The organism is Nitrosomonas sp. (assembly GCF_024282095.1).
Classification (GTDB): Bacteria; Pseudomonadota; Gammaproteobacteria; order Burkholderiales; family Nitrosomonadaceae; genus Nitrosomonas.
Genome location: NZ_JAMWZS010000011.1, coordinates 59,550 through 75,641, shown reverse-complemented (window position 1 = coordinate 75,641; position 16,092 = coordinate 59,550). Strand labels below are relative to the sequence as shown.

Sequence of the window (16,092 nt, the reverse complement as noted above, 5' to 3'; positions counted from 1 at the left end):
ATAAATAACATTCTCCACATCAAGGAATTTTTATGCCTAGCCACCTCTTTTCCCTTTTCTCTACAAGGACTAAAAAATTATTCTAGAAAATACCTCTAATAAAAATAAAATTTCACTCAACTTAACGTTAATAGAAATTTTATTCTGCCTTCTCATGTAATTTTTCACCTATGCAATACAAATTCGTTATAGTGCATATTTGCGTATTATGCTCAGTAAACCTTCAGCGGTAAATGGCTTGGTCAGATAATCATCCGCCCCTGCTATTCTGCCTTTCGCCTTGTCGAATAGACCGTCTTTGCTTGACAACATGATCACGGGAATAGACTGATAGACCGGATTTTTTTTGATTAACATGCATGCTTGATATCCATCCAAACGCGGCATGACGATATCGATAAAAATAATATCTGGCTGATTATCCACAATCTTAGACATCGCTTCGAATCCGTCTTCTGCCAGAAATACTTCACACCCCGAAGACCTCAAAAAAATTTCTGCACTTTTCCGAATCGTGTTGCTGTCATCAATAATCATGACCTTAATACCTTTCAGTACGTCGGCATTGTCCACGAAGATTCTCCAATTATCTGGTACACATCATACAAACTTGATTATTCTTTCTTGTTAAGAACCCATAATTCATTGCCATCACCACTTACCAAAGCTCAAAACAAAATTTTATTTCCGCCAGAAAGCAGGGGTAAATATAACCAGCAGTGTAAAAAATTCCAATCTACCTAGTAGCATTGCAAAACTGCATAGCCATGTCTGAAAATCCGTCAACAATGCATAAGTATTCGCTGGCCCGACGTCGCCAAGCCCTGGACCTAAATTATTGATACAAGCTACTGCCGCAGAAAAAGCTGTAATAACATCCAGCCCACTTAACGTTAAGATAAGCGCCATGAACGCAATGCTTGCGGTGTAAACAAACAAAAACACCAGTACGGCTTGAATGACCCGGCTTGCCACCACACTCCTGCCCAGCTTGGCGGGAATGACTGCATTGGGATGCATGATCATGATCATTTCACGATATACCTGCTGGTATAGAATGCGCGCACGGATCATTTTAATACCGCCGCCGGTAGAACCTGACGATGTGCAAAATCCGGATAAAAATAACATCCATAGTGGGATAAACATAGGCCATAGGCTGTAATCCGTATTGCTGTATCCGGTAGTCGTTGCGACAGAAACGATGTTGAAAGCAGCATAGCGTAATGCTGTCAATGGATCGGCATAGACCTCGGCGAACCATAAATGCAGCGCTAATCCAACACAACTGATTAACATAATCACGACATACCAGCCAACTTCAGAATCATAGCGATAGGAAATCAAGCTTTTTGCTCGCCAAGCCAGGAAGTGAGTCGCAAAATTTATCCCCGCAATCAGCATGAATACAATGGCAACGGCTTCTATAAGCGGTGAGTCCCAATAACCATAGCTCGCATCATGCGACGAAAATCCCCCCAACCCCAAAGTCGTGAATGCATGCATCACAGCATCAAACCAATCCATACCGGCCCATCTGTATGCGATGGCACAGGCCAATGTCAGGGTCGCATAAATGGTCCATAGCCCTTTGGCGGTTTCAGCGATGCGTGGGGTCAGCTTGTTTTCCTTCATTGGCCCGGGTATCTCTGCATTCAGCAGCTGCCGACCGCCCACACCCAATAGTGGCAGAATCGCTACCGCCAGGACAATTAAGCCCATCCCACCCAGCCATATGATTTCACCGCGCCATAAATTGATAGACGGCGGCAGTGCATCCAATCCCGATAATACCGTAGCACCCGTTGCAGTTAATCCTGAAGCCGCCTCAAAATAGGCCATGCTGAGATTAAGCTGCGGCAAATAAAATAATAATGGCAGCATGGCAAAAGCCGGTAGCACCGACCAAACCAGCACGACCAGCAAAAAACCATCCCTTGTTTGCAATTCACGTTTATAGCGGCGCGTCGCCAACCACATCAGCAAGCCACAACCCATGGTAATCAAGATCGATTCTTCAAACACCCATCCCGCACCGTCATCATTCCACAGCGCCAGACCAAGCGGGATCAGCATCGTCAATCCGAATATCAGGACCATCCTGCCAAGCACATTAACAACAGCAAACAGTCGACTCATGCAGTTATCAACTACAGAAAACCAACATTAACCTGAAACAATTTTTCCACTTCGCGAATCATTTTTCTATTAATTACAAACAAAATAACATGATCTTCCTGTTCGATAACCGTATTATGGTGCGCGATAATAACCTGTACGTCGCTGCTCGATTCTCGCGAGCGCTTTTCTTGCTCTGAGATCAGGTTTCCACCAAACACGCTTTCGGATTTTGGTAAACCCCTCACGATGGCGCCAATTGTGGCACCCTTAGGCAACTTGACGTCTTCTACCTTTCTTCCCACCACATTAGACGATCTTGCATCACCATGCGCCACCAACTCCAATGCTTCCGCCGCACCGCGCCGCAAGCTGTGCACAGCGACAACATCACCTTGCCGGACATAGGCCAGTAATGAACCGATCGTAACCTGTGCCGGTGAGATAGCGATATCAATCCGGCTACCTTGTACCAGATCCACATAGGCACGACGATTGATCAATGCGATAACCTTATGTGCGCCCATGCGCTTCGCCAGCAACGCTGACATAATATTGTTCTCTTCGTCATTCGTTAGCGCACAAAACATGTCCATTTCGGCGATACTCTCGCTCTCGAGCAGCGTTTCATCCGTTGCATCACCGTGCAATACCAGTGCATGATTCAACTCCCCTGCCAAACGCTCGCTGGCTTGATAATTGTGCTCAATAACTTTAACCTGATAATCCTTTTCCAACGCTTCACCGAGACGTTTACCGATTTTCCCTCCCCCGGCGATCATCACATGTTTAACCGGCTTGTCCATACTCCGCAGTTCCCGCATCACTGTGCGGATATCTTCAGCTGCAGCAATAAAAAATACTTCATCTTCAGCTTCGACAATCGTGTCGCCTTCCGGAATAATCGACCGATCTTTGCGAAAGATTGCTGCCACACGAGTATCCACATTGGGGACATGCTTACGCAATTCTTGCAGCTGCTGCCCAACAAGTGCCCCGCCCTTCAATGCACGCACAGCAACCAAGCTTACCCTTCCCGCTGCAAAATCAAGTACCTGCAGAGCCTCTGGAAACTCAATCAATTTCTCGATATATTCAGTCAGAATTTGTTCCGGGCAAATGGCAAAATCGACACAGAAATTCTCGGTTGAGAAAATCTCCGGATGCGCCAAATACTCGGTGGAGCGGATACGCGCAATTTTAGTGGGTGTGTTAAACAGGGTGGCGGCAAGCTTACAAGCCACCAGATTTGTCTCATCGTGCTCGGTTACCGCCAAAATCATATCCGCATCATGCGCACCGGCATTTACTAACACCGATGGATGCGACGCATTGCCAACCACTGCGCGCAGATCCAAACGATCCTGCAATAACGCCAAGCGCTTGGAATCAACGTCGACCATGGTAATGTCATTGGCCTCGCTCACCAGGCTTTCTGCCACGGATGATCCGACCTGACCAGCTCCCAGGATGATGATTTTCAATTGTATTCCTTGTCCTGCTTTAAGTTTTATACATAGTCACGCAATCAGGCTCCCGGGAGCCTGCCGGACTTAAGCGATCTAGCGATTCTCGCGCACCCAGTCACGCCACTGCGCAAATAATCCGGGGTCTAGTGCTGCAATCACTGATCGTTGCCACGGCGAACCCGCCCAATAATCATCCTGATCAAAACCGCACATTTTTCCACCCGCTTCTTCGAGAATCAACGAACCGGCCGCATAATCCCATGGTTTCTGCCCGCCGTGCAGGTACAAATCAAAATAACCGGCCGCGGTATAACACCATTCGAGTGCACAAGCGCCATAATTTCGTTGCGACGCATAGGGCGGATAAGCCGCTACTTTGGCCGCCAGTTTACGATCAAGTCGTTTCAAATCAACATTTGCCATGGCGCGTGATAATACCGGCACATGTTTCTTGAGCGGGAGGGCTATGCCGTTGAGAAACGCACCTCCTCCCTTGGTTGCATAAAACATTTCATCGGCCACCGGGTTATAGATCACACCCAGAACACTTTTTCCTTGTTCCATGAACGCCACTGAAATAGCAAAATAGGGCAAGCCATTGAGAAAATTCGAAGTACCATCAATCGGATCTATACTCCACAGTCCGCTATTACCTTTTATCCATTGCGCTTCCTGTTCCTGCTCCGACATTTCTTCACCCATGGCAGCCGCCGGATAAATCTTCTGAAGCGCATCCAGCAAGGCATTTTGTGCCGCAACATCGGCTTCGGTAAAAAAACTGCCATCCGATTTCACTTGCCGGTCTACTTGTAGGTAACGCGGCATGATAACTTGCTGCGCCACCTCTTTAACAACCGTGATCACTTTTTCTAGCACATTTACTCCACACGCCACTTGATCGAGCAACCGATACTGGGGATTTGTTCTTCCGGACCGCGACCGGTTTTAGCAACTTGCAGCATCGCTTCAAACAAATCACGCCGCACATCAGCAGGTGCAGCCTCTTTTCGCGACGCATCTAAACGTCCGCGATATTGCAATTCCAGCTTGTGATTAAACCCAAAAAAATCAGGTGTGCATACCGCACCATAGCGCTTGGCTATTTCCTGAGTTTCATCCCACACATAAGGGAAAGGATAATTTAATTGCTTGGCAACCAATGCCATATTTTCAAATGAGTCTTCCGGATAATCCGCAGGATCATTGGACATGATCGCGATGGCATTCATCCCATGTGACTTCAGTTCATTCACATCGCGGATGATGCGATCCTGCACTGCTTTCACGTACGGGCAATGATTACAGATGAACATCACCAGCAGCCCGTTTTCCCCTTTTGCAGCAGCCAGGTTATAACGTTTGCCATCAACGCCCAACAAATCAAAATCAATCGCCTTCCAACCAAAATCGCACACCGGTGTTTCCAAACTTGCCATATGCTTTCTCCTGCCAATCAATAATATTTTTAAAAATCTCTTTTCCCCACTCGCCGTCTTTCAAAATCAAAGTGACGGCCAGACAATGCTGCATACATATCGTGCTATATTATCACGAGTCCATTTATCGAAATTGCCACTTACTCGAGCCATATACTTCATCATGCATGCACGCTTCTATCATCCGGCGAAAATCGCGATCGGACAAATCGTCGAATTATCCGCTGAGAACAAGCATCATGCCGCGCGAGTACTACGCCTGAAGACAGGCGACCCGATCACCTTATTTAGCGGAGATGGCGGGGAGTTTTCCGCACATATGCAAACAATCAGCAAGTCCAGCACCGCCGTTTTGATTGATGCTTATCACGACATTGACTGCGAGTCACCGCTACATATCGAGCTTGCCCAAGCAATATGCGTCAATGAAAAAATGGATTGGATTATACAAAAAGCGGTAGAGTTGGGCGTGACCCGCGTTCAGCCGATTACCACCGACCGCAGCATCGTGCATTTGTCTGATGAACGTTCTTCCAAGCGCCTGCAACACTGGCAGAAAATCGTCATTTCAGCCTGCGAGCAATGTGGCAGGAATCATATACCGCAAGTACTGCCGTTAATTTCACTGCCACAGTGGCTGAGTCAAAAGAAAACCACCCGATCAGCGCATGACGTACATCTGATGCTATCCACAACAGCCACAAAAGGTTTGAGAGAGATCCCCAGACCGCCAGCCGATGCCAATTTAGCGCTCGTTATTGGACCCGAAGGCGGTTTTACGCAGGAAGAGGAAGCAACTATTTTACACACCGGCACCGGTTTCATTCCGCTACGTCTGGGAAAACGCATACTACGCACAGAAAGCGCCGCGTTAGCCGCGATTGCGGCAATACAAGCGCTGTGGGGAGATTATTGACGATGACTGCCGATATTCAAACAAACCCCACCACTGACTTTGTTTCCTGGTTTCGTTCGGTCGCGCCTTATATCCATGCATTCAGAGGAAAAGTTTTCGTCATTGGCTTTAGTGGCGAAATGATCACCGATGCAAAATTTGTCAACTTCATTCACGACATCAATCTTCTTGCCAGTCTCGGTGTGCGGCTGGTACTGATACACGGCGCGCGTCCGCAAATTCAACTGCGCCTGGATGAATCGCAATTGGAAACACAAACGGTTATGGGTATGCGCGTGACCGATCCCGCCGCGCTGCAATGCGTCAAAGAATCGGTAGGGCGCGTGCATCACGAAATTGCCGCTTTACTGTCAATGGGGCTGCCCAATTCACCGATGGCCAATGCGTCCATTCGTGTCACCAGTGGAAATTTTGTCACCGCGTGTCCACAGGGCGTCATCCAAGGTGTTGATCTGATGCATACCGGAAAAGTACGCAAAATCAACGCACAGGCGATTCATTCACGGTTGGAGCAAGGCGATGTGGTGTTAATTTCACCGCTGGGCTACTCGCCAACCGGAGAGATTTTTAATCTGACCATGGAAAATGTAGCAACCGAAGCTGCCATTGCACTCAACGCCGAGAAACTGATTTTTCTGTTGGATATGCTGGGTGATACCGCAGCATCTGAGATTGATAACCCGGCAACGCTACCGCGCGAACTCACTGTTGCCGAAAGTAAGTTGCTACTGGAAAACAAAACACCAACAACCAAGCCTTTAGTGCCGGACGCTATTCGGCCATCGCTGCAATATGCAACCAAAGCCTGTGAAATGGGTGTGGCACGCACCCACCTGATCAGCCGCCATAACGATGGCGCCATTCTGCAAGAGCTTTTTACGCACCACGGCATCGGCACGATGATTTCGCGGGAAACTTTGCAAGCGCTCAGAAAAGCCAGAATCGAAGACGTCGGCGGCATCCTGCAATTGATCGAACCGCTCGAAGCCGAAGGCATTCTGGTCAGACGTGGCCGTGAATTACTGGAAATTGAAATCGACCGGTTTACCGTGCTTGAGCACGACGGCATCATACTGGGCTGCGCCGCACTGTACCCTTTTCCGGAAGAACATGCCTGCGAGCTCGCCTGTCTGGCGATCCACCCGGATTATCGCGACTTCGGCCATGGCAACCGCTTACTTAAACATATCGAAAATCAAACCATTTCTCAGGGCATCCACACCTTATTTGCCCTCACCACGCACGCCACGCATTGGTTCATTGAGCACGGCTTTACCGAAGCCACACCCGCTGAATTACCCAAAGTTAAACAGAATTTATACAACTATCAGCGCCGCTCAAAGGTACTGATCAAACACCTGTAATTTTACTAAAACCGTTTTAATTTACATCGGTAGTTTACTGATCGAAGCGAACGTTTCATAATGGCGGCTTTTTTCTTACCGAACATCCTTTTAGACTGATCTGGAGCAAGCAAATCAAATGGCAAGAATGGTGAAATGCATCAAATTAGGCCGCGAAGCCGAAGGCCTGGACTTTCAAACTTATCCGGGAGAACTGGGCAAGCGAATTTTCGAGAATGTATCGAAAGAAGCCTGGAATCAGTGGATCAAACACCAAACCATGCTGGTCAACGAGAATCGCTTGAATCTTTCGGATATCAAAGCACGCAAATACTTGGCTGAACAACTGGAAGCGCATTTTTTTGGAGAGGGGGCGGAGCAGCCTGTGGGGTATATGCCTCCCAAAAACTAATTGTAGATTTGATATCAATTTTGCCTTATTGCCTGTTTTTTCAAGGCTAAGTTGCACTAGTCACTGCAAGATAGATTTGCCGACAAACTTCATCTTCGCCTAATACCATCCAATCAATACCTTTAACATTTAACAAAGAAGGACTATATTCATAAACTTGACGACTCGTTACTCCTGACCATATTGGAAGAACAAGAGAGCTATCTTCCAGAATTTCTCGAGTAAATATTGATTCAAATTCTTTTTTGCCCCAGCCACGGTTGCTAAGAAAATTCGGACTTAAAATCAGTACACATTTCTTGCATTCTCTCAACCCACGCTCGATTGATTCGCGCAAGTTAGCTCCAAAAGGTAGCGAAAATTCGTCATACCAAACAGGGCATATTTTTCGTTGAAGATTTAGCGCAATCGGACGAGCAATATTTGCTTTATCATGAAAATCATGACTGATAAATGCTAATGGTTTCTCTCGCAGAATTCGTTCTTTCACATACGTTGCGTCTCTAAACTGCAGCTCATGTCCTAAGTTCTCAGCGAAAGTTTGAAGATTATTGATCTGCTCAGACAACAAGGATGTTTCGGCATAAATAAATACTCTCCGTGTTGGTGTTATTTTAAGCAGATCGCGCCACGCTGGATCACCAAAGAGCTGATACTCGATCCTAAAGAGATCAGCATTATGAACACGTAACGTACCCTGAAAAACTCGAGGTGAAGGAAGGACTATTCCACCTTGAAGTAATACTTCAGTTGAACCATATTTTATGGTCTTTAGAAACTCTTCGAACTGAGCAGGTTGAAGAGTTACATCTTGAAAATAAAATGCACAAAATGCAGAGTAGGCATTTGTATCATAGAGAAGTGCTGCGGAACAAGGTATTTTGGCAGATGGATAATCGATATTAACACGCAATGCATTTTCAAAATCAGTATCGAAGTATTGGTAAATTTTCGACATAGATTGATTATACTATCAGGTTAATATTGAGCTCGTTTAATACAAGTACAAGACTACCCAATTGCCATCGTACTGCACACGTTGCGGGATCCATAGAGGAAGATGGATAAGCTGAAAATACACTCCGAATTGAGTTATCAATACGATGCTAATCGACGAATACTAGACTCTATGATTGATGATAAATACATCATCAATCATAGAGATGGATACTGGCTTACTTAATAATCGCGTTTAATTCACCCTTAGCATAACGATTTGCCATACTTTCCAGAGAAATCGGCTTGATTTTACCAGCCTGTCCGGCACATCCGAAGGCTTCAAAGCGCGCTTTACAAATGTCTTTGGCAGCTGCGGTCGCTTCTTTCAGGAATTTACGTGGATCGAAATTGCTTTTGTCTTTTTCCAGGCTACGACGAATCGCGCCGGTCATTGCCAAACGGATGTCGGTGTCGATATTCACTTTGCGCACGCCATACTTGATCCCTTGTTGGATTTCTTCAACAGGAACACCATAGGTTTCTTTGATATCACCGCCGTATTGACGAATGATTTCCAGCCATTCTTGCGGCACTGAGCTGGAGCCGTGCATCACCAGGTGGGTGTTGGGAATACGTTGATGAATTTCTTTGATGCGTTGAATAGCCAGAATATCGCCCGTAGGTTTGCGGGTAAATTTGTAAGCGCCGTGCGAGGTTCCAATGGCAATCGCCAAGGCATCCACGCCGGTTTTGCGCACAAAATCGGCAGCTTCTTCCGGGTCGGTCAGCAGTTGATCATGAGACAACACACCTTCTGCGCCATGTCCATCTTCTGCTTCGCCCATGCCGGATTCCAACGAACCCAGGCAACCCAGTTCGCCTTCCACCGAAACACCGACCGAATGTGCGATATTGACGACATCTGCCGTGACCTTGACATTGTATTCGTAGGTGGAGGGTGTTTTGGCGTCTGCTTGCAATGAGCCATCCATCATGACGCTGGAAAAGCCGCTACGGATTGCATTAACACAAACGGATGGAGAAGCACCATGGTCTTGATGCATGACAATCGGTATATGCGGATAGGACTCAACGGCTGCCTCAATTAAATGACGCAAAAATGCTTCACCCGCATATTTTCTCGCACCAGCGGAACCCTGCATGATGACCGGGCTGTTGCATTCATCAGCCGCTTGCATGATGGCTTGGATCTGCTCCAGGTTATTCACATTAAAAGCAGGCAAACCATAACCGTTTTCTGCTGCATGATCAAGTAGTTGTCTTAGTGATACGAGTGCCATTTAAGTCTCCTTAAAAAATTATCTTAATAAAATCGTGTCTTAGTATAAGCATTCTTCTTAATAAATATCTTGTGGTTTTTCACTGCTGCCGATGCGCCAATGCCCGAGCGGCATCCCGACAAACGGTTTATGTAGCGTCAATCCCCTGCCGCGATTTCCATTCGCCGACCTTGATAATTTTCATGGTATTGGTACCACCAGACTTACCCACCGGCTCGCCGATCGTCATTACCATGATATCACCATTGCGCACGACGCCGCGCTTAAGTAATTCCTCTTCAGCAAGATTCAGAATTTCTTCCGGATCACTGAGCCCTTCACCAAATTCCACCGGATAAACGCCTCTGAACAGCGTCACCCTTCTGCGCGTTTCTTCATTGGGGCTTAACGCAAAAATAGGCACTTTCGAACTTCTTCGTGACATCAGTAGCGCAGTGACGCCACTTTGCGTTAACGCAGCAATCGCACGAATCTGCAATCCACTGGCGGTAAACATGGTGGCACGTGCAATGGCTTCTTCGATGGTAGCCTGGCTGATCGTTGTGATACGCCGGTCATGACTGACCAAATATTCTTTTTCGGCTTCCAGGCAGACCCTTGCCATCGCTTCAACCGCTTCAACCGGATATTCACCGGCAGCGGATTCTGCCGACAGCATCACCGCATCCGTGCCATCAAGTACCGCGTTAGCCACATCTGACACTTCAGCGCGCGTTGGAATCGGATTGGTAATCATCGATTCCATCATCTGTGTGGCTGTTACCACCAGTTTATTGTTCGTTCTTGCCGAGCGAATCATTCTTTTCTGCAAAGCTGGAACTGCTGCATCGCCGACTTCGACAGCCAGATCACCGCGTGCCACCATAATGGCATCCGATGCTTCCAGAATATCATCCAGCGCAAGTATGGCTTCCGAGCGTTCAATCTTTGCCATGATCATACTTTTCCCGCCGGCTTCTTGCATCAGTGCACGCGCTTGCCGGATATCATCGCCTGAACGCACAAACGATACCGCCAAATAATCCGCGCCAAACTCTGCAGCCGTTTTGATATCTTCCAGATCTTTGCTGGTGAGTGCGGGCGCGCCCAATCCACCGCCTTTGCGATTAATCCCTTTGTTGTTCGACAGCACGCCGCCCTGTTCAACCACACAAAATACCTGGTGCTCCCGAACTGCGGATACGCTCAATACGATGCGGCCGTCATCCAGCATCAGCGTAGCGCCTGCTTCCAGATCATTCGGCAACTCTTTATAGTCTAACCCAACCTTTTCCTGATTGCCTAACTCGCAGTATGCGTCGAGAATAAACTGGTCGCCTACTTCAAGTCTGATCTTACCGTTCTCAAATCTGCCAATGCGTATTTTCGGACCTTGCAGGTCAGCCAGAATACCGACCGTGCAACCCGCAGCTCGTGCCAGTGAACGTGTTAATTCCACAAATTCAATATGCTGCTCGCGCGTACCGTGCGAAAAATTGACCCGAACAACATCCACACCGCCCCTGATCATACGTTCCAGTATTTTGGGGTTACTACAGGCAGGACCCAATGTTGCTACAATTTTTGTTCTTCGAATCATTATTTTTCTTGACGATTAATTAGCACGCATTTCCAATATTTCTACTGCAGGCAATTTCTTACCTTCCAAAAACTCCAGGAATGCGCCACCAGCAGTTGATATATACGATACTTTGTCATAAATATCGTATTTCTGAATAGCCGCAATGGTGTCACCGCCGCCTGCCAGTGTAAACGCTTTTGTTTCCGCAATCGCCCGGGCAATTTTCTCAGTACCCGCACCAAACTGATCAAATTCAAATACGCCCACCGGACCATTCCACACCACAGTTCCCGCACGCATGATGATATCCACCAGTTCCTGCGCACTTTTTGGTCCGATATCAAAAATCATGTCATCATCAGCAACGTTACCTGCGTCTTTCAATACTGCCGGTTCGTTGGCATCAAACTTTTTACCGACCACGACATCGACTGCGATCGGAATCGATGCGTTGCGTTTAGACATTTTATCCATCAGCATTTTGGCCGTTGGCACCAAATCATCCTCACACAATGATTTACCGACATTCTTACCGGTTGCTTTCAGGAATGTATTGGCAATACCGCCACCCACGACCAATTGATCAACTTTCTCGGATAACGATTCGAGTACTGTCAGCTTGGTTGAAACTTTCGAGCCGCCAACAATAGCCACCATCGGGCGTGCCGGACTCAGCAGCGCTTTGGTCAACGCATCCAGTTCTTCGGTGAGCAGAATTCCTGCGCAAGCCACTGGCGCATACTTGGCAATGCCATGGGTTGAGGCTTCAGCACGGTGCGCAGTGCCAAATGCATCCATTACAAAGACATCGCACAATTTCGCATACTTCTGCGCGGTTTCTTCTGAATTTTTCTTTTCGCCCTTATTGATGCGGCAATTCTCGAGCACAACCAATTCTCCGTCAGCCACCTCGAAACCGCCATCGACCCAGTCACGGATTAAACGCACCGGCTTATTCAAACGGCCCGCAATATTATCCGCCACCGGTTTCAGTGAATTTTCCTCGGTCCATTGGCCTTCTTCAGGACGACCCAAATGAGAAGTAACCATCACTTTGGCGCCTTGTTTAAGGCAATGATTGATCGTCGCCATTGAGGCGGTAATGCGCGCATCCGATGTCACCTTACCGTCTTTCACAGGTACATTCAGATCAGCGCGAATAAATATACGTTTACCCTTGAGATCAAGGTCAACAAGTTTAATAACAGGCACGGTAAACTCCAGAATTGTCTTTAAGAAAATATAAAGGATAGCAAACGCTACCCTTTATGTCTTATCTAATTGAATACTAATGTTGAAATAACAATCAAGACTTACTGATATTGATTCACGCTTGATTGCGTACTTTCAAATGCAAAACTACTTGGCAACAGTACGAACCATTTCCAATACTTTAGTGGAATAGCCCCATTCATTGTCGTACCATGCGACCACTTTAACAAAGCTTTTATCTAACGCCATACCTGCTTCAGCGTCGAAAATGGAAGTACAGCTTTCACCCCGGAAGTCGGTAGATACCACTTTCTGATCGGTATAGCCCAACACGCCCTTCATGGAACCTTCAGAAGCATCTTTCATCGCTTTGCAAATATCGTCATAAGAAGCGTCTTTTTCCAACTCAACGGTCAGATCCACAACGGACACATCCGATGTTGGAACGCGGAAAGCCATACCGGTCAGCTTTTTGTTCAACTCAGGTATGACAACACCCACTGCTTTGGCAGCACCGGTTGAAGATGGGATGATATTTTCCAGAATACCGCGACCACCGCGCCAATCTTTGTTAGACGGACCATCGACAGTTTTTTGTGTCGCAGTTGCTGCATGCACCGTTGTCATCAGCCCGCGTTTGATGCCCCATTTGTCGTTCAGTACTTTGGCAATCGGTGCCAAGCAATTCGTGGTACAAGAAGCGTTGGAAATAATGCTTTCGCCTTTGTAAGACTTGTCATTCACGCCATACACAAACATCGGCGTATCATCTTTGGATGGCGCCGACATAATCACTTTCTTGGCACCCGCCGCCAGATGCTTTTCACAGGTTTCCTTGGTCAAGAACAGACCGGTGGATTCAACCACTACCGTTGCACCGACTTCGTTCCACTTGAGTTCCGCCGGATCTTTAACCGCTGTCAATCGAATTCTTTTGCCATTGACCACCAGGGTATTGCCATCAATCGCAATATCGCCCTGGAAACGCCCGTGTACCGAGTCATGCTTCAACATATACGCCAGGTAGTCCGGCTCCAACAAATCATTAATCGCGACGATCTCGATATCAGGAAAATTCTGTATTGCAGAGCGAAAAACCATGCGCCCGATACGACCAAACCCATTAATACCTACTTTAATTGTCATATAAAACTCCTTAAAAGAAAACTTGTGCGTCGGGTAAACACGTACCACCCGCCTGCTTTAATCATAAATTGAATTAGAGAATGCTTTTTACTGTCTTGGTCACGTTCTCGACGGTAAAGCCAAAATGTTTGAATAACACATCTGCAGGTGCCGATTCGCCAAACGTATCAATACCGACCACAGCGCCGTCCAGTCCGACATACTTACGCCAAAAATCAGTCACACCCGCCTCGATGGCTACGCGCTTGACACCTTTTGACAACACACTGTCTTTGTAGGATGGCGCCTGACGATCAAAAACATTCGTACATGGCATGGAAACAACGCGCACATGAATGCCTTCCTCCGCCAATGCTTTTTGTGCATTCATGGCCAAGCCGACTTCCGAGCCGGTCGCAATCAATATGGCTTGTGGTTTTCCGTTACCCGCCTCGGATAATACATAACCACCTTTATCAATCAATTTGATGGTAGCTGCATCACGTTTCTGGAATGGTAGATTCTGACGGCTGAATATCAACGTTGAAGGGCCATCCTTACGTTCAATGGCACGTGCCCAGGAAACTGTTGATTCAATCGTGTCACAAGGCCGCCATACATCCATGTTCGGGATATAACGCAATGTAGCCGTTTGTTCCACGGGTTGATGCGTTGGACCATCTTCACCCAGGCCAATCGAATCATGTGTAAATACAAAAATATTGCGAATTTTCATCAATGCAGACATGCGCAGCGCATTACGGGCATATTCTGAAAACATCAGAAAAGTGGCGCCGTAAGGAATCAAGCCACCATGCAATGATAATCCGTTCATAATGGCGCTCATACCAAATTCACGCACACCATAATAAACATAGTTACCGCCGTTTTTCTGGCTAATTCCTTTTGACCCGGACCATAACGTCAAATTAGATCCGGCTAGATCAGCAGAACCGCCAATCAATTCAGGTAAAACAGGCGCTAATGCTTCGATGGAATTTTGTGAAGCTTTGCGGCTGGCAATGGTTTCTGCTTTTGCATTCACTTGATTGATAACGCTGTCTACATGACTGTCCCAGTTCGCAGGCAAGTCACCTGCCATACGGCGACTGAATTCTGCAGCTTCGGCTGGATATTTTTGTGCATACTCAGCAAATTTCTCACTCCATTCAGTCTCCAGCTTCTGGCCTTTCGCTCTCGCATCCCAGGCACTATAGACCTCTTGTGGAATTTCAAAAGGCGGATGATGCCAACCAATATGGGGACGGGTCGCAGCAATTTCTGCGTCACCTAATGCAGCACCATGTACCGAATGGGTATTGGCCATATTGGGTGAACCTAATCCAATAACCGTTTTGCAGCAAATCATCGATGGCTTATTATTGACTTGTTTAGCCGCTTCAATTGCCGCTTCAATTGCCTCCGGATCATGACCATTGACATTCGGCACCACATGCCAGCCATACGATTCAAACCGCTTCGGTGTATCGTCGGTAAACCAACCTTCGACATGACCATCAATGGAAATGCCATTATCATCATAAAAACAAATCAGTTTGCCTAAACCCAAAGTACCTGCCAAAGAACAAGCCTCATGCGAGATGCCTTCCATTAAGCAGCCATCCCCCAGAAAGACATAGGTATGGTGATCCACAATATTGTAGCCGGGACGGTTAAATTCAGCGGCCAGCACTTTTTCTGCCAATGCCATGCCCACTGCATTCGTAATACCTTGGCCCAACGGACCTGTCGTGGTTTCCACCCCTGGGGTATAACCATATTCCGGATGTCCGGGCGTTTTGGAATGAAACTGCCGGAAACGCTGGATTTCTTCCATGGGCAGGTCATAACCTGTCAAATGCAGTAAAGCATAGATCAACATGGATCCATGCCCATTGGAAAGAACAAATCGGTCACGATCAACCCACTCCGGATTGCTAGGATTATGACGCAGATGATGAATCCACAGCACCTCAGCAATTTCGGCCATGCCCATCGGCATGCCCGGATGACCAGAATTGGCTTTTTGCACGGCATCCATCGCCAATGCGCGAATCGCACTGGTCAAATCCTTAAATACCGGCGCGTCAAAATCCTTGAAAGTACCCATCAACACTAACTCCCTTATATTTTCAACAAACAGAAATAGAAATGGTCGCCACCGCACGTCAGTGGCAAAGTTAGCATTATCGCTTAAGATGGATGATACGACAACCTCATTTTGCGCATAAAAACCAATCCAGTAGCAGCGAAATCCGCT

At 47.1% G+C, this 16,092-nt stretch carries 14 protein-coding genes; 3 read left to right on the top strand and 11 right to left on the bottom strand.

What is annotated here, in order from left to right; all coding sequences use genetic code 11:
* Window positions 1-186: 186 nt before the first annotated feature.
* The 5 genes from Q0K92_RS05215 to Q0K92_RS05195 form a co-directional block, all read right to left on the bottom strand.
* The gene (locus Q0K92_RS05215; protein ID WP_297324748.1) at window positions 187-573 is read right to left on the bottom strand and encodes a response regulator; all 387 of its coding nucleotides are present in this window, start codon (window positions 571-573) and stop codon (window positions 187-189) included.
* Between the two features lie 108 nt (window positions 574-681).
* Window positions 682-2,139 (bottom strand): potassium transporter TrkG, encoded by a 1,458-nt coding sequence (locus Q0K92_RS05210; protein WP_297324747.1) that lies wholly within the window; start codon window positions 2,137-2,139, stop codon window positions 682-684.
* Window positions 2,140-2,150: 11 nt separating this feature from the next.
* Window positions 2,151-3,602, bottom strand: coding sequence for a Trk system potassium transporter TrkA (trkA, locus tag Q0K92_RS05205; protein ID WP_297324746.1), 1,452 nt, complete (start codon window positions 3,600-3,602; stop codon window positions 2,151-2,153).
* Window positions 3,603-3,680: 78 nt separating this feature from the next.
* Window positions 3,681-4,463 carry an inositol monophosphatase family protein gene (locus tag Q0K92_RS05200; protein ID WP_297324745.1) on the bottom strand — a complete coding sequence of 261 codons (783 nt, stop codon included), beginning with the start codon at window positions 4,461-4,463 and terminating at the stop codon, window positions 3,681-3,683.
* Window positions 4,464-4,465: 2 nt separating this feature from the next.
* Complete coding sequence (locus Q0K92_RS05195) at window positions 4,466-5,023, bottom strand: thioredoxin family protein (protein ID WP_297324744.1); 558 nt, start codon at window positions 5,021-5,023, stop codon at window positions 4,466-4,468.
* 163 nt (window positions 5,024-5,186) lie between these two features.
* Between Q0K92_RS05195 and Q0K92_RS05190 the strand changes: the two genes are divergently transcribed.
* The 3 genes from Q0K92_RS05190 (at window position 5,187) to Q0K92_RS05180 (ending at window position 7,694) form a co-directional block, all read left to right on the top strand.
* Window positions 5,187-5,939: a 16S rRNA (uracil(1498)-N(3))-methyltransferase gene (locus tag Q0K92_RS05190; protein ID WP_297324743.1), complete on the top strand. Its 753-nt coding sequence runs from the start codon at window positions 5,187-5,189 to the stop codon at window positions 5,937-5,939.
* 2 nt (window positions 5,940-5,941) lie between these two features.
* Window positions 5,942-7,303: an amino-acid N-acetyltransferase gene (argA, locus tag Q0K92_RS05185; RefSeq protein WP_297324742.1), complete on the top strand. Its 1,362-nt coding sequence runs from the start codon at window positions 5,942-5,944 to the stop codon at window positions 7,301-7,303.
* Window positions 7,304-7,421: 118 nt separating this feature from the next.
* Entirely contained in the window at window positions 7,422-7,694 is a 273-nt protein-coding gene (locus tag Q0K92_RS05180; RefSeq protein ID WP_297324741.1) for an oxidative damage protection protein, read from the top strand.
* Window positions 7,695-7,740: 46 nt separating this feature from the next.
* On the opposite strand, the gene Q0K92_RS05175 is transcribed toward Q0K92_RS05180, so the two are convergent.
* The 6 genes from Q0K92_RS05175 to tkt form a co-directional block, all read right to left on the bottom strand.
* The gene (locus Q0K92_RS05175) at window positions 7,741-8,652 is read right to left on the bottom strand and encodes a toll/interleukin-1 receptor domain-containing protein (protein ID WP_297324740.1); all 912 of its coding nucleotides are present in this window, start codon (window positions 8,650-8,652) and stop codon (window positions 7,741-7,743) included.
* A gap of 217 nt (window positions 8,653-8,869) precedes the next feature.
* Window positions 8,870-9,934 carry a class II fructose-bisphosphate aldolase gene (gene fba, locus Q0K92_RS05170; RefSeq protein WP_297324739.1) on the bottom strand — a complete coding sequence of 355 codons (1,065 nt, stop codon included), beginning with the start codon at window positions 9,932-9,934 and terminating at the stop codon, window positions 8,870-8,872.
* 127 nt (window positions 9,935-10,061) lie between these two features.
* Window positions 10,062-11,513, bottom strand: a complete 1,452-nt coding sequence (gene pyk, locus Q0K92_RS05165; RefSeq protein ID WP_297324738.1) for a pyruvate kinase — start codon at window positions 11,511-11,513, stop codon at window positions 10,062-10,064.
* Window positions 11,514-11,528: 15 nt separating this feature from the next.
* Complete coding sequence (locus Q0K92_RS05160; protein ID WP_297324737.1) at window positions 11,529-12,707, bottom strand: phosphoglycerate kinase; 1,179 nt, start codon at window positions 12,705-12,707, stop codon at window positions 11,529-11,531.
* Window positions 12,708-12,854: 147 nt separating this feature from the next.
* Complete coding sequence (gap, locus tag Q0K92_RS05155; protein ID WP_297324736.1) at window positions 12,855-13,853, bottom strand: type I glyceraldehyde-3-phosphate dehydrogenase; 999 nt, start codon at window positions 13,851-13,853, stop codon at window positions 12,855-12,857.
* 73 nt (window positions 13,854-13,926) lie between these two features.
* Complete coding sequence (gene tkt, locus Q0K92_RS05150) at window positions 13,927-15,942, bottom strand: transketolase (RefSeq protein ID WP_297324735.1); 2,016 nt, start codon at window positions 15,940-15,942, stop codon at window positions 13,927-13,929.
* Window positions 15,943-16,092: the final 150 nt, after the last annotated feature.

Excerpts from the sequence above, each read along its gene's own strand:
- Q0K92_RS05210 (WP_297324747.1), bottom strand. The coding sequence starts at position 2,139 with ATGAGTCGACTGTTTGCTGTTGTTAATGTGCTTGGCAGGATGGTCCTG.
- Q0K92_RS05195 (WP_297324744.1), bottom strand. The coding sequence starts at position 5,023 with ATGGCAAGTTTGGAAACACCGGTGTGCGATTTTGGTTGGAAGGCGATT.
- Q0K92_RS05190 (WP_297324743.1), top strand. The coding sequence starts at position 5,187 with ATGCATGCACGCTTCTATCATCCGGCGAAAATCGCGATCGGACAAATC.
- argA (WP_297324742.1), top strand. The coding sequence starts at position 5,942 with ATGACTGCCGATATTCAAACAAACCCCACCACTGACTTTGTTTCCTGG.
- Q0K92_RS05180 (WP_297324741.1), top strand. The coding sequence starts at position 7,422 with ATGGCAAGAATGGTGAAATGCATCAAATTAGGCCGCGAAGCCGAAGGC.
- Q0K92_RS05175 (WP_297324740.1), bottom strand. The coding sequence starts at position 8,652 with ATGTCGAAAATTTACCAATACTTCGATACTGATTTTGAAAATGCATTG.
- fba (WP_297324739.1), bottom strand. The coding sequence starts at position 9,934 with ATGGCACTCGTATCACTAAGACAACTACTTGATCATGCAGCAGAAAAC.
- pyk (WP_297324738.1), bottom strand. The coding sequence starts at position 11,513 with ATGATTCGAAGAACAAAAATTGTAGCAACATTGGGTCCTGCCTGTAGT.
- gap (WP_297324736.1), bottom strand. The coding sequence starts at position 13,853 with ATGACAATTAAAGTAGGTATTAATGGGTTTGGTCGTATCGGGCGCATG.
- tkt (WP_297324735.1), bottom strand. The coding sequence starts at position 15,942 with ATGGGTACTTTCAAGGATTTTGACGCGCCGGTATTTAAGGATTTGACC.